Origin of the sequence: Vibrio sp. B1FIG11 (assembly GCF_905175335.1) — a bacterium.
In the GTDB taxonomy this organism is placed as follows: Bacteria; Pseudomonadota; Gammaproteobacteria; order Enterobacterales; family Vibrionaceae; genus Vibrio; species Vibrio campbellii.
The window spans coordinates 747,870-760,987 of sequence record NZ_HG992752.1 but is presented as its reverse complement, the minus strand read 5'-3'; the positions used below and the strand labels follow the sequence as shown (position 1 = coordinate 760,987).

Below are 13,118 nucleotides of genomic sequence, written 5' to 3'. Positions count from 1 at the left end.
CACCTAATGGGTATTTTGCTGAATCAAGGATAGAGCTCCCCGCTACACAATTTCATGTTAAAGTACGCCGCTTACTGGAAAGTACTACGAGAAAAATAATGAAGTCACCTTGCCGCGCGGCCTGTAAAAACAATGGCGGGATCTGTTCTGGTTGCCACCGAACTGTGGAAGAAATCGTTCAGTGGAAAAATAAGTCTGATGCTCAACGAGACGCCATCTTCGAACAATTGGTTGGGAATGATTCGACCCACTCTTGCCCTGAATGTGGCACGAATGCGCACTGCGATATTGCTGCGGGGAAAGAAACGTGTTGGTGCTTTGATATTGAGACCAGAGATTTACCAAAGCCAGAAGCGGGACAGCTTTGTTTGTGTCGTAAATGTTTGGAGAAAAAGCCAGTCGCCTAGCCCATCGAATACAGGACATAACGGACTGGCTATCATTGAAATGAAGGTAAGTTCAGCGAACTATTTCTGCGCTAACGCTTGGGATTCAAACTTCACGCCATCCCAACCCGTCACCATAAAGTTACGAATGTTTTGATGGTCGTTATTCTCTGGGTGCGCCAACACATCTTCTCGGTAGAAACGACCAAAACACGCCAACGTTGCCTCTTTGCTTAGATTATTCAGTTGACCAAAAGCAAAGATCTTGCATGAACCGTTGTTCTCACCTGCATTATTCTGCGTTTCACCATTAACAAAGGCCGCTGGCGTAAACTCGTAGTTCGCCTCTATCGCTGCCATTGTCGTTTCAAATTCTACTGTCTCTGGTGATGCCACTAGCGCATCCAAAAATTGTTTTAGTTCCATTATTCCTACTTCCTAGTGCCTTTACTTTCCCAAATAACATTGGATAAACAGTGACACATTTGTTTCATAAAAAGCCAATACAAGGGTCATAAATCATACATATATTCAGAGCCTTGTTTAATAACACTTCAATCAATGCGCTATTCCTCACTGTGTTGGTGAATGAATAGATATCTACTGTAGGTGCATTGAGTGACATTGTATCCGTTTAATAAGGAAATATCATGACCACCCCATTTAAGGCAATAGGCGTATTGGCACTATCTTCACTTGCCATCGCATGTTCATCTCAACCTGACGATTCTCTCTCTTCGTTTGCAGCCCAATGCAGAGCGTCGGTAGCACCTGTTGCGGGAGAGACATCCATCCAAGGTTTGGCCTTTATGGGGACGTCTATCGCTGACGCACCGTTCGATACATCAGCAGCTGAAATCGTTCAATATGATGCGTGTACTGACAAGCTTTACGTGGTCAACGCGCAAGCAAAGCGTGTCGATGTGCTTTCTATGGATGACAAAGGCGCACCAACACAAACCGCCTTCATTGATCTCAACAGCGCGGGCAAAGCGGCAGACGTTGAAATTGGTGCGGCAAACAGTGTTGCAGTCTTTAATGGTTTAGTCGCTGTTGCGATTGAAAACAGCGATAAACAAGCGAATGGTATTATTGGTTTGTACCGCTCGGATGATTTGTCGCTTATCACCACCTTCCTTACTGGTGCATTGCCAGACATGGTTGGCTTCTCAAAAGATGGTAGATACATTGCGACAGCAAACGAAGGTGAGCCAAATGGTGATTACAGTGTCGATCCAGAGGGCAGCGTCACATTGATCGATTTAAGCCAAGGCGTAAACCAAGCAGAAGTCACGCAGATTGGTTTCAATGAGTTTGATGGTGCACGTAAGCCTGAGTTACCTGCTGATGTTCGAATCTCAGGTCCAAATGCAACGGTAGCGCAAGATCTAGAACCGGAATACCTCACCTTTGCTGACAACGGAAAAATCTACGTTGCACTGCAAGAGAACAATGCAATGGCAATCGTAAACCCAGAAAGCAAATCGGTAGAGAAAATTGTCGGTCTAGGCGAGAAATCTTGGTCGGACTCAAAACTGGATGCTTCGAACAAAGACAAAATCATTGGCAACTTTAAGAGCTACCCTCAGCTGGTTGGTCTGTACATGCCAGATACCCTCGACAACTACTCGGTAGATGGCAAAACTTACATACTCTCTGCCAACGAAGGGGACGGTCGTGAATATGGCTTCAAAACAACACAAGCTCTGTGTGACCAAGCGGGCTTTAAGTGGGATGGAGACGATTACCTCGGTACAGATGAATATACTTCTGAGCAAGGCACCTGTTTAAGCCATGTTGATGAAGTGCGCGGTAAGAAGCTAAAAGTCGCAGCAGACCACCCATTGGCAGAAGCACTAAAAGACAACAAACAACTCGCGCGTCTAAAAGTGATTAAGCCTGAACAAACACTTTCTGCGCAAGACAACGTTCAAGCGTATGGTGCCCGTTCGTTCTCTATTTGGGATGAAAACGGTGAGTTGGTTTTCGATAGTGGTGACGATTTCGCGACCATCGCATTGATGAATGAAGGTAAGAACTTCAACAGCACTAACGATAGCAATGACAGCGGCGATGACCGCAGCGACGACAAAGGCATTGAGCCAGAAGCGATTGAAGTGGCACAAATCAATGGTCGTCAATACGCGTTTATCGGCTTGGAGCGTCAAGGCGGCATCATGATTTATGACATCACAGACCCGAAACAAGCGCAGTTCCTGCATTACGTAAACCGTCGTGATTACAGCCAACCAGTTTGTACAGAAGTGGAAGATGGAGAATGTGCGAACAACACTTACAATCCAAAAGCAGGTGATTTGGCGCCAGAGTCAATCAACTACTTTGCTCGTAACGGACAACACTTTATCGCGGTTGGTAGTGAAGTGTCGGGGACGACGTCTGTGTTTCGAATTGAGCTTTAATACCCACACTTCAAGAGAACAAACTTAAAAGTAAAGCGCCCGAACTTCAGTCCGGGCGTTTTTGTTTATAGTGAATGAGCATTGTTTGAGAGTGAGATTCCCGACTCGCTCCTTCGTCGCTCTCGAGAATGACGGAAACTAGCTTAGCAGTTCAGAACGATACTAGCCTACAAAGTGGAAAAGCTCTCTTCCAGCTCCAAGTAGTTCCATCACAACCAACGTCATTCCGGAATCGAGGAACGAGATGTCCGGAATCTATCTTTAATCACTCAGCTTTACTCTTCAATCGCCAATGCATCACACTTCGAAGCGCAGATAAAGTCGTTCTTATGCAGACCTTTAATAGAATGACTCCACCACGTGATGGTTACTTTGCCCCACTCCAACAAGATAGATGGGTGATGGAATTCATCTTCTGCAAGCTCGGCAATCTTGTTGCTAAACGCCCACGCTTGTTTGAAGTTCTTAAACTTGTAGACCTTCTCAAGTTGAGGAATCTCATCTCTCTCAATGATCTGCCAATCAGACAATTGCAGCAGCAGAGACTGTTGTTCCTCTTTACTAAGTGCAATGGCATCGATACTACAAGCTTCGCATTTTTGTTCATTCAACATGAGCAGGTTCCTTTGGTTCAAAAAGTGGTGGAAGCAATCCGGCTTCAATCGCTAGATCGGCTTGTTTCAATAAATTCAGTTGGCTGATTTGGAAAAGCTGGGACAAACCTTCAATCACGTAGTATTTCGGCTGCATGATATCGATGCGATAAGGGGTTCTTAGCACAGTTTGCAGATCGAATTCGCCTCTAATCGCGATGTCACTTTCCAATGAATAGATGGTTTCTCCCGGAGATGAAAGGATACCGCCACCGTAGATTTTGGTTTGATTACCTTCTCGGACCAAGCCGAACTCGACTGTAAACCAATATAGACGGGCAAGGTACCCTCGCTGCTTTGGTGTCGCAGCTTGTCCAAGCTGTCCGTAGTGCTCGGTAAAGGCGGCAAAATCAGGGTTGGTGAGCATGGCGCAATGACCAAAAATCTCATGGAAGAAATCCGGCTCTTGTAGGTAATCAAACTCTTCTCGCGTTCTCAAAAACGTCGCGACTGGGAAGCGTTTGTTGCCAAGCAGATTGAAGAAACGATCAAAGTCGATCAATGCTGGCACTGGCTCCACTTGCCAGCCCGTGGTTTCCATCAAAACACGATTGATTTCGGGCAGTTGTGGCACTCGGTCCTGGGGTAAATCAAGCAGCTTAAGTCCATGCAGATACGCGTCGCATGCACGGTCTTGAATCACGCTCATTTGTCTGGTTACCAAGTCTCGCCAAATGGCATCCTCTTCATGGCTCCATTCTACCCTTCCATCCTGATCGACGGGTTTTGAATGATACTGAGTCATTGCACATCTCCGTTAACAAATCCTTTACATTAAGCCTATCTATACTCTTTTCACCTTCCAATCCCCTGACGATTTTTCAATCAAAATTCAGGTGTAACATTTTCTTTACATCAACACTTAACACCTTGATATAACTGGAAAGCCACATTCACTCATTGGTTTGACTTTGTTGAAGATCCACTTCAGACTGAAAACGTTAAAACTTTGTTATAGAGGGAACTATGCGCGAGAGCAACAGAGTCTGGAAGCCGACGGAAGATCGAATCGAGCAAGCCAATATCACGCAGTTTATCGAACATATTAATCGACAGGGTTTCGAGCTCAAAAACTACTCTGATTTGCACCAATGGTCTTTGGAACACAACGAGCATTTTTGGAAAGAGGTTTGGCAGTTTTGTGACTTGATTGGAACGCAAGGAAATACAATCAAAACGCAAGGTGAGAGCCGCTGGCAATCGCCTATGTCAAACCGTGATACCGTGTGGTTCCCTCAAGCACAAGTTAACTATGCAGAGAATCTACTCAGCTTGGCAGAGAAACAAGCCGATGAGCTGGCAATTTGGTTCGAAAATGAACGTGGTGACAAACAGACCTACACATGGAAACAGCTGTGTGATGAGGTCTCGAGCGTTCAGCAATGGTTGGTAGAATGCGGCATCAAGCACGGCGATGTGGTTGCAGGCTATTTACCGCATATGCCACAAACCGTTATTGCAATGCTAGCCACCACCAGCTTAGGCGCGACTTGGACGTCTACCTCTCCTGATTTTGGCGTAGAAAGCGTTATTGAGCGCTTCGGGCAAGTGAAGCCGAAAGTCCTGTTCACCTGCGATGGTTATACCTTCAATGGCAAGACCTTCGATATGTCGGAGAAGAACCATCACATCGCAGATAATCTTGATGGGCTAAAACAAGTGTGTCAGATCGGTTATCTCAAACCGAATGTATTTGAGTGCGACGTTTGTACTCACGATTGGCAAAACATCATTAATCAGTATTCCCCTGCTCCATTGCATTTCACTCGCGTGGAATTCAATAGCCCGCTGTTTGTGCTTTATTCCTCCGGCACGACGGGCAAGCCTAAGTGCATCGTGCACTCTATTGGCGGCACGATTCTTAATCACCTAAAGGAGCATCAACTCCATTCAGATATCCAGCCTAAAGATCGTGTTTTTTATTACACCACTTGTGGTTGGATGATGTGGAACTGGCACGTGTCTGCCCTTGCAAGTGGCGCCTGCTTGGTGATTTTCGATGGTAGCCCTGTTTATCCGACATCTAATGTGTTGTGGGATTTAGCGCAGCGTGCAGAAGTAAGTCTCTTCGGAACTGCCGCCAAGTATCTAGAAGCCATAGAAAAAACCGGACTGTCGCCAATCAAAGATTACTCACTCCCTGCTTTAAAAACGTTGTGCTCTACTGGCTCAGTGCTTTATCCAGAGCAGTTTGATTACGTGTATCAACACATCAAGCAAGACCTCCATTTGGCTTCCATCTCAGGCGGCACAGACATCTGTGGTTGCTTTGTATTAGGCAACCCTATCTCGCCTGTTTATCGTGGTGAATGCCAGTACGCGGGCTTGGGCATTGATGTTCAAGTGTTCGACTCACGTGGTCAAAGTGTTAATGAACAGCGCGGAGAGCTCGTCTGCACCAACTCCATGCCTAACTTCCCTGTCAGCTTTTGGAACGATACAGGTGAACGCTACCACAGTGCCTATTGGGACAAGTTCGATAATATCTGGCACCACGGTGATGATGTAGAACGCAGCGCGAACGGTGGCCTCATTTTCTATGGTCGCAGCGATGCATTGTTGAACCCTGGCGGTGTACGCATCGGCACTGCGGAAATTTATCAACAAGTGAATGCTATTGAAGGCGTTGTCGATTCTATCGCTGTAGGTAAAGAAGTCGATCGTAATGAGCAAATCTGGCTGTTTGTGCAGACCGCTTCGGGTGTCACTTTAGATGACGGATTAGTATCAGAGATTAAGTCGCGCCTTAAAACGTCCTGCTCACCAAGGCATGTACCAAGCCAAATATTCGCTATCAGCGACATTCCAAAAACGCGCTCAGGAAAGTTGGTAGAACTTGCGGTCAAACAAGTCATAAATGGTAAGGAAGTCGAGAACTTAGGTGCGATTGCTAATCCAGACGTGTTAGAAGAAATTCGACAACTCACGTTTGTCTAGCGAATAAAAGGAAACAAAAAAGCGAGCTAAATAGCTCGCTTTTCTTATGTTCTTTGTCGGGGGTTAACGGCGACCTACGCCCATTAATACTGACATTGTGTGACTGTCTGATGTGATTTCGAAGACTTTCTTCGTTTCTACCTCAGTAAAGCCTGCTTTGATAAGAGCGCTCTCTGACTTCGCCAGCGTGAAACCTTCTTTTGCTGAATCTGCGATCCAGTCAAAATGCACGAAGTGACCACCAGCGTTGAGTAACGAATGAGCAATCTCTAGAGACGCTTCGTAGTCTTCGATAAAAGCCAGCACTGAAGAAGCAACGACTAGGTCAAACTGACCACGGAATGCTGGGTGCTGAGCGACTAGACCACGCGTCAATGCGTCAACAACCGGTTCTACATTCTCTAGCTCTTTCTTATCAAGCTCTTCAATCATGGCTTCAGATGCATCCAGCGCCACAATCTCTTTTGCGGATGGCGACAATAGTTGGCTTAACTGCCCTGTCCCACATCCAAAGTCCAATACTTTAATGCCATCAAGCTGAGTAAGCTGTTGTAACTGTGCAAACACCGACTGAGCAAATTGATCTGTTGCTGGGTTAGATTCCCAGTTCTTTGCTAAGCCGTCCCAATCTTGTGCCATCGTGGCCTCCATGTTCACTTCTTGTAACCCCCATAGATTACCGCAAAAACGCCAAAACACCATAGACTTATCTGGCGAATCCGTGTTTTTTTCGATAATCTTTCTAAGCGTTAGTTCGTTCATTCGTCTACGCTATCGATTCTCATCATTTCAGTTTAGGTCTTTTTTAATCATGAACTTAACTCAAGTCGAAGCTTTTTGTACCATCGCCGAATATGGCTCCGTATCGGAGGCTGCGCGTCAACTCGATTGCAACCGCACCAAACTCAGTATGGCAATTAAAGCGCTTGAGAAAGACTTAGACGTCGAGCTATTCACTCGCACAGGCAATCAACTAACGCTCTCGGAAGCGGGGAAAGCCATCTTCAAAGACTGCGAAAACCTGCTCGTAACCGCACAACGAATCAAAAAGACCTGCGCTCAAGTTTCTGACGGCTTCAACGCTGAGGTCTGGGTGGCACGTGATGACTCGCTGCCAGACGAACTTTGGCAAGAGCTCTCGCATACTCTAAACAATCGCTTCCCTTCCACCACATTCAACCTGATTCTCGCTTCCAGTGGTGACTTAGCTAATTTGGTCAGTACTCAACAGGTCGATTTTGCATTTGGTGTTGATTACGAGCGCGTGGATGACCCACACATCGTTTACAATCCACTTGGTAAAATTCGTATGATGTCGGTCTGTAGCTTCGATCACCAACTCAGCAAAATGCGTCGCGTCACCGATGAAGATTTGCGTAACCAGATGCAAGCTTTGATGGTGTATTTGAATGAGAAAGACAACCCCGAGCTACAACCCTTTTCTACTCGATACATTGGCTTCTCCAGTTTTGACTACATGCTGAACACTATTTTAGAAGAAGATGCATGGGGCGTATTACCAGAGCCATTGATCCGACATTACTTGAGACATCAGAAACTTGCGGTGATCAAACACACCTATGGTTTGACGCAAGAAGACTACTGTATGTTCGTTCCAAACGGACAAACAGAGCACCCTGCAATGAGTTGGCTGGCTGATAAATTAAGCGAGTATTTATTCGACTTCTAAACATATTACAGTGAGCGTCAATTATATTGACGGCGCAATTTTAGCGTAAGCCATTGAAAAATAATAACATACATCAGAATTTGCATTTTATCGTTTAAATGTCACACAGTTTTCATTTGCTTAAATTTGCCCTAAGGAGAAGAATGTAAGGGTGTAATAATTTAAGGCATCTTTTATGTGTGACAGGACAAGCAAAAATGAAAACAGTATCTTAACCTTCTCAGCCCTTTTAGCATCAGGGTTTGCTGTCGGAGGCATGGTACTTGGCTTGCTTGTTGGGTCGATCGTCATTGTATTTGACGGTGTTTATTCTCTAGTCAGTCTGCTGTTAACTTTATTGTCGCTGGCAGCATCTTACTACATCAGCAAGCCATCAAAATCTATTTTCCCTTTCGGCAAAGCTGTACTTGAACCTATCGTTATCGCTATCAAAGCAGCGGTTATTTTAGTTGTTGTAGCTTTCTCATTATTCTCTGCGGTAACGGCGTTGATGACAGGCGGTCGCGAGGTAGACGCTTCAATCGCAACCATCTTCGGTGTCGTTAACGTGATTGGTTGTGGTTACGCTTGGTGGTTTATGGCGAAGAAAAGCCGTCGTTTTTCATCTGGTTTAATCGAAGCCGAGAAAAAGCAATGGCAAATGGATACGCTATTGAGTGTTGCTGTAACCCTTGGTTTTATCGCTGCATGGTTAGTATCGCTAACACCATACGCGTACTACGCGGTCTATGCAGACCCTATGATGATGGTTTTGATGGGCTTCTACTTCCTTAAAGTACCCTTGATATGCTAGTTGGTGCCCTACGTGAACTGCTAATGATGACACCTAGCAAAGAGTTGTGTCAGAGCGTTGGTAAAGATGTTCTTGAGATTGAAAAAGTGACTGAGCACCAATTGAAACTGGCTGGCGTTACTAAAGTTGGTCAGGAACTGCGAGTAAATGTGGACGTGCATGTAGATGACGACACACTAGAGCTTGATACGCTAGAGCACACTCGTAAGCAACTTACTAAGCGACTATCGAAGCACAGATTCAAGCTTCAGTTACAATTGAACGTCGCTTATTAGAGCGCCACCAAGAATCATTAGAACTCAAAACAAAAGCTCCCATCCTCGGGAGCTTTTTTCATTTCTTCAATTAATGCACTTGCAGCCCCTCCAACTTCCCCTTTTATCGACTAACACTGCCTTGCATTTGAATAAGGAGTTCAAGGGGGAGAACTATTCTTTGCTAACTTCAGCTCGCCGTTCTTCTACTGATCCGGCGAATGCGAACAATGAGCACTGAATTATTCTCGAATGCAGGACCAGTCCCTCCCCTTTGGCTCAGAGTGTTGAGAGCTTAGATGCCAAATACAAGGGGAGGTTAGGAGGGGTTGGTACATTGAACAGTGGCTTGTGCACTTGCAGTCCCCTCCAACTTCCCCTTTTCTTGACTAGCGTTGCTTCGCATTTGAATACGGTGCTCAAGGGGGAGAGCTATTCTTTGCTAACTTCAGCTCGCCGTTCTTCTACTGATCCGGCGAATGCTAACAATGTGCACTGAATTATTCTCAAATGCAGGACCAGTCCCTCCCCTTTGACTCGGAGTGTTGAGAGCTTAGGTGCCAAATACAAGGGGAGGTTAGGAGGGGTTGGTACATTGAATTACCCAGCCGCTTCGCGCTTCTCTTTGGTAACTAGCCAACACATCAATGAACCAACCGTTACCATTACGACCCCTTGCCAGAAGCTGTGACTTAGAGTGACACCTAGAATAATAGAAGAAAACAGAGCAGAAAAAATCGGCGTAAAGTAAGACAAGGTGGCGAGAAACACCATATTGCCGCCAACAATCGCGATATTCCACAATCCATAGCCACCAGCCATTAAAGCCGCAGACGCAATTAAGTACCCCATTGCTTCCCAACTGAATGCCATTGGCGGCTCATCAGTAAAGGCGTATTTGATCCACAAAGAAATGGCTGTCGCGATAAAGAATAAAGTGATCGCATTGTGCTTCGATTGCTGTCTTTGAGTCAGATTGCAATACACCGCCCAGATGACTGCGCCTGCAAATGCCATGAAGTAAACAATCGGATTGCTACTAATATTAGCCACTAACTGCGTTGGTGATAAACCGCTATCACCACTGACCGTCCAAGCCACACCAATAAACGCCAACGTTACCGCAGGGTACAATAACCAGTTTGGCTTTTTATTACTTCCCAACACAGCAAACAATACAGTCAGTGCTGGCCAAAGATAATTGACGATCGAGACTTCAATCGCTTGAGAACGAGAATTGGAGTAACCCAATGCCAGCGCGAGGAAGATCTCGTAGCAGACAAACATCGCTCCACCCAGAACTAAATACTTGGGTGAGAAATACGACAGTTTTGGGATGCCAACCACAATCAACAGAAAAATGGCGCTCAGCGAGTACAGCATGGCTGAGCCCCCTACTGGCCCCAAGCTTTCGGTCACCAATCTTGCGATGCCGAGTAAACAGCTCCAAGAAAGAATGGCGATACAACCGTAGAGGGTGAAACGAAATTGATAGGATTGCATATTATCTATGTGACCTAGTGCTCATGAATGCCAAAGGAAACTGCAGCTTAACTCAAAAATGATCCGCTTCAACGTACTCTTTTTCCAAAATTGGTATAAAAACCACTCTATTAAGCGGTTGGAGTCGATATGAAACATTTTCTGCCTTCGAGTGTCATGCTGACACCGTTTGTTGTGCGCTACTATGATGAAGACGACGAGAGTGAAAACGTTGAAACACATTCGGAAACGCGTGGTCTAGATAGTGAAGAACAATCTAAGGAACGCTCAGAGTAAAGGAATCCAATCATGAAAAAAGTCGCAGTTATTTTAAGTGGCTCAGGCGTTTACGACGGTTCTGAGATCCACGAAGCAGTATTGGCGCTCTACGCCATCGAGAAAGCAGGGGCAACTTGGCACTGCTTTGCACCTAACATTGACCAACTCCACGTCATCAACCACCTAACTGGTGACGAAATGGATGAAACACGCAACGTCTTGACCGAATCGGCTCGTATCGCTCGCGGTAACATTGATGATGTCGCCAAACTCAACGTTGATGAATACGATGCCCTACTGCTTCCGGGTGGATTTGGTGCCGCGAAAAACTTAACCGACTTCGCCGTCTCAGGAGCGGAATGTTCGATTAATACTCATGTAGCCCAAGCGTGTCGTGCATTCGCTCAAGCGGGCAAACCTGCGGGCTATTTATGCATCGCGCCAACCATTATCCCTCTGATTTACGACCAAGGCGTACAAGGCACAATTGGTAACGATGAAGCAACGGCTGCTGCATTTGGTCATATGGGTGGAGAGCACGTAAACTGTCAGGTAGATGAGATACACTTCGACGAGAAACACAACGTACTTTCAACTCCAGCTTATATGTTAGCGGAGAATATCTCTCAAGCTGCGTCAGGCATTGAAAAACTGGTTGATAAGTTAGTCAAAATCGCCTAAATCGAAAACGTTTGCTTAAATCCCACTATTCCAATCCCCGTTGATAAAGAACATATTAATGGGGAATTTTTTATACTTTCGCCTCACTTAATCTAGAAACACACTAGCCCTATCATTTTTGCCAATCGTTTGCGTAATAAATGAATCATTTCCAATCTGTTGATTTAATGTTGCACTAAATCACTGTGCAACAAGACTAGCATCACATTTTCATCCTTAAAGGTACCTCTAAGGGGGTAATCTTGTTCTAGATCAATCTCAACCAAGAATGGAGTATGCAAGAGTAAATGACAGATTAAGAAAGATTATTAAAAATAACGACGGAGCAATCCAATATGACAAGTGCATTTTTTATCCCTACCGTAAACCTAATGGGCGCTGGTTGTTTGAAAGACGCAACAGACAGCATCCAATCTCAAGGCTTTAAAAAAGGTTTGATTGTTACGGATAAGATTCTTAACCAAATCGGTGTAGTAAAGCAGGTTCAAGATCTACTGGCAGAACGCGACGTGGAAACCGTTGTATTCGATGGTACTCAACCAAACCCTACTATCAGCAACGTTAATGACGGCTTAGCACTTCTTACTGATAACGAATGTGACTTCGTTATCTCTCTTGGCGGTGGTTCACCACACGACTGTGCGAAAGGTATCGCACTTGTTGCTTCTAACGGCGGCAAAATCGCAGATTACGAAGGCGTAGACCAGTCTGCAAAACCAATGATGCCACTTATCGCAATCAACACGACTGCAGGTACTGCATCTGAAATGACGCGTTTTTGCATCATCACTGACGAAGAGCGTCACATCAAGATGGCTATCGTTGATAAGCACACAACACCGCTTATCTCAGTAAACGATCCAGAGCTAATGCTAGCTAAACCTGCTTCGCTAACTGCGGCAACAGGTATGGATGCCCTAACTCACGCGATTGAAGCTTACGTATCTATCGCGGCAACACCAATCACTGATGCGGTAGCAATCAAAGCGATTGAACTTATCCAAGCGTACCTACGCACAGCAGTGAAAAATGGTGAAGATCTAGAAGCTCGTGAGCAAATGGCATACGCACAGTTCATGGCGGGTATGGCGTTCAACAACGCGTCTCTAGGTTACGTGCACGCAATGGCACACCAGCTAGGTGGTTTCTACGACCTTCCACACGGTGTTTGTAACGCGATTCTTCTGCCTCACGTACAGCGTTACAACGCGCAAGTATGTCCTGAGCGTCTACGTGATGTAGCAAAAGCAATGGGTGTAAACGTAGAAGGCATGTCTGCTGAAGCAGGTGCAGCGGCAGCAATCGACGCTATCGTTACTCTAGCGAAAGATGTGGGTATCCCAGCAGGTATCAAAGAGCTTGGTGCGAAACTAGAAGACATCCCAACGCTAGCAGACAACGCACTCAAAGACGCTTGTGGTTTCACTAACCCTAAACAAGCAACTCACGAAGAAATCTCTAAGATCTTCGAAGAAGCGATGTAATCTCGCTAACTAAGCAATTCTCTATTGCCTTAATTCACTCCCCGATCTCGTATCGGGGA

At 45.6% G+C, this 13,118-nt stretch carries 12 protein-coding genes and 1 pseudogene; 8 read left to right on the top strand and 5 right to left on the bottom strand.

Translation table 11 applies throughout. The features are described 5' to 3' along the window. The first annotated feature begins 98 nt into the window (after positions 1 to 98). On the top strand, positions 99 to 407 hold the full coding sequence (locus tag KHO06_RS20300) for a cysteine-rich CWC family protein (RefSeq protein WP_212583252.1): 309 nt from the start codon (positions 99 to 101) through the stop codon (positions 405 to 407). A 60-nt stretch (positions 408 to 467) separates the two neighbouring features. Here KHO06_RS20300 and KHO06_RS20295 read toward each other — a convergent pair whose 3' ends face one another. Further along, the gene (locus KHO06_RS20295; protein WP_212583251.1) at positions 468 to 812 is read right to left on the bottom strand and encodes a HopJ type III effector protein; all 345 of its coding nucleotides are present in this window, start codon (positions 810 to 812) and stop codon (positions 468 to 470) included. Between the two features lie 224 nt (positions 813 to 1,036). Here KHO06_RS20295 and KHO06_RS20290 point away from each other — a divergent pair, with 224 nt between their 5' ends. Then, entirely contained in the window at positions 1,037 to 2,806 is a 1,770-nt protein-coding gene (locus KHO06_RS20290; protein WP_212583250.1) for a choice-of-anchor I family protein, read from the top strand. A gap of 275 nt (positions 2,807 to 3,081) precedes the next feature. Here KHO06_RS20290 and KHO06_RS20285 read toward each other — a convergent pair whose 3' ends face one another. Together KHO06_RS20285 and phhA are read right to left on the bottom strand one after the other, a co-directional pair. After that, on the bottom strand, positions 3,082 to 3,420 hold the full coding sequence (locus KHO06_RS20285; protein ID WP_005433587.1) for a 4a-hydroxytetrahydrobiopterin dehydratase: 339 nt from the start codon (positions 3,418 to 3,420) through the stop codon (positions 3,082 to 3,084). Further along, complete coding sequence (gene phhA, locus KHO06_RS20280; protein WP_212583249.1) at positions 3,410 to 4,204, bottom strand: phenylalanine 4-monooxygenase; 795 nt, start codon at positions 4,202 to 4,204, stop codon at positions 3,410 to 3,412. Before phhA ends, KHO06_RS20285 begins: the two co-directional genes overlap by 11 nt. Before the next feature lie 221 nt (positions 4,205 to 4,425). On the opposite strand from phhA, the gene KHO06_RS20275 reads away from it, so the two are divergent. Beyond that, positions 4,426 to 6,396 (top strand): acetoacetate--CoA ligase, encoded by a 1,971-nt coding sequence (locus tag KHO06_RS20275; RefSeq protein ID WP_212583248.1) that lies wholly within the window; start codon positions 4,426 to 4,428, stop codon positions 6,394 to 6,396. Positions 6,397 to 6,459: 63 nt separating this feature from the next. On the opposite strand, the gene KHO06_RS20270 is transcribed toward KHO06_RS20275, so the two are convergent. Beyond that, positions 6,460 to 7,158 carry a class I SAM-dependent methyltransferase gene (locus KHO06_RS20270; RefSeq protein WP_212583247.1) on the bottom strand — a complete coding sequence of 233 codons (699 nt, stop codon included), beginning with the start codon at positions 7,156 to 7,158 and terminating at the stop codon, positions 6,460 to 6,462. Positions 7,159 to 7,207: 49 nt separating this feature from the next. On the opposite strand from KHO06_RS20270, the gene KHO06_RS20265 reads away from it, so the two are divergent. Then, positions 7,208 to 8,086 carry a LysR family transcriptional regulator gene (locus KHO06_RS20265; RefSeq protein WP_005453726.1) on the top strand — a complete coding sequence of 293 codons (879 nt, stop codon included), beginning with the start codon at positions 7,208 to 7,210 and terminating at the stop codon, positions 8,084 to 8,086. A gap of 175 nt (positions 8,087 to 8,261) precedes the next feature. Continuing rightward, a pseudogene (locus KHO06_RS20260) lies at positions 8,262 to 9,154 on the top strand (cation diffusion facilitator family transporter). 579 nt (positions 9,155 to 9,733) lie between these two features. Here the strand turns inward: KHO06_RS20260 and yddG are convergent. Beyond that, the gene (gene yddG / locus KHO06_RS20255; RefSeq protein WP_045373742.1) at positions 9,734 to 10,636 is read right to left on the bottom strand and encodes an aromatic amino acid DMT transporter YddG; all 903 of its coding nucleotides are present in this window, start codon (positions 10,634 to 10,636) and stop codon (positions 9,734 to 9,736) included. A 129-nt stretch (positions 10,637 to 10,765) separates the two neighbouring features. Here yddG and KHO06_RS20250 point away from each other — a divergent pair, with 129 nt between their 5' ends. The 3 genes from KHO06_RS20250 (at position 10,766) to yiaY (ending at position 13,059) form a co-directional block, all read left to right on the top strand. After that, positions 10,766 to 10,912, top strand: a complete 147-nt coding sequence (locus KHO06_RS20250) for a hypothetical protein (protein WP_196298168.1) — start codon at positions 10,766 to 10,768, stop codon at positions 10,910 to 10,912. A 12-nt stretch (positions 10,913 to 10,924) separates the two neighbouring features. Beyond that, complete coding sequence (gene elbB / locus KHO06_RS20245; RefSeq protein WP_212583246.1) at positions 10,925 to 11,575, top strand: isoprenoid biosynthesis glyoxalase ElbB; 651 nt, start codon at positions 10,925 to 10,927, stop codon at positions 11,573 to 11,575. A 335-nt stretch (positions 11,576 to 11,910) separates the two neighbouring features. Continuing rightward, complete coding sequence (gene yiaY / locus KHO06_RS20240; RefSeq protein WP_005433442.1) at positions 11,911 to 13,059, top strand: L-threonine dehydrogenase; 1,149 nt, start codon at positions 11,911 to 11,913, stop codon at positions 13,057 to 13,059. Positions 13,060 to 13,118: the final 59 nt, after the last annotated feature.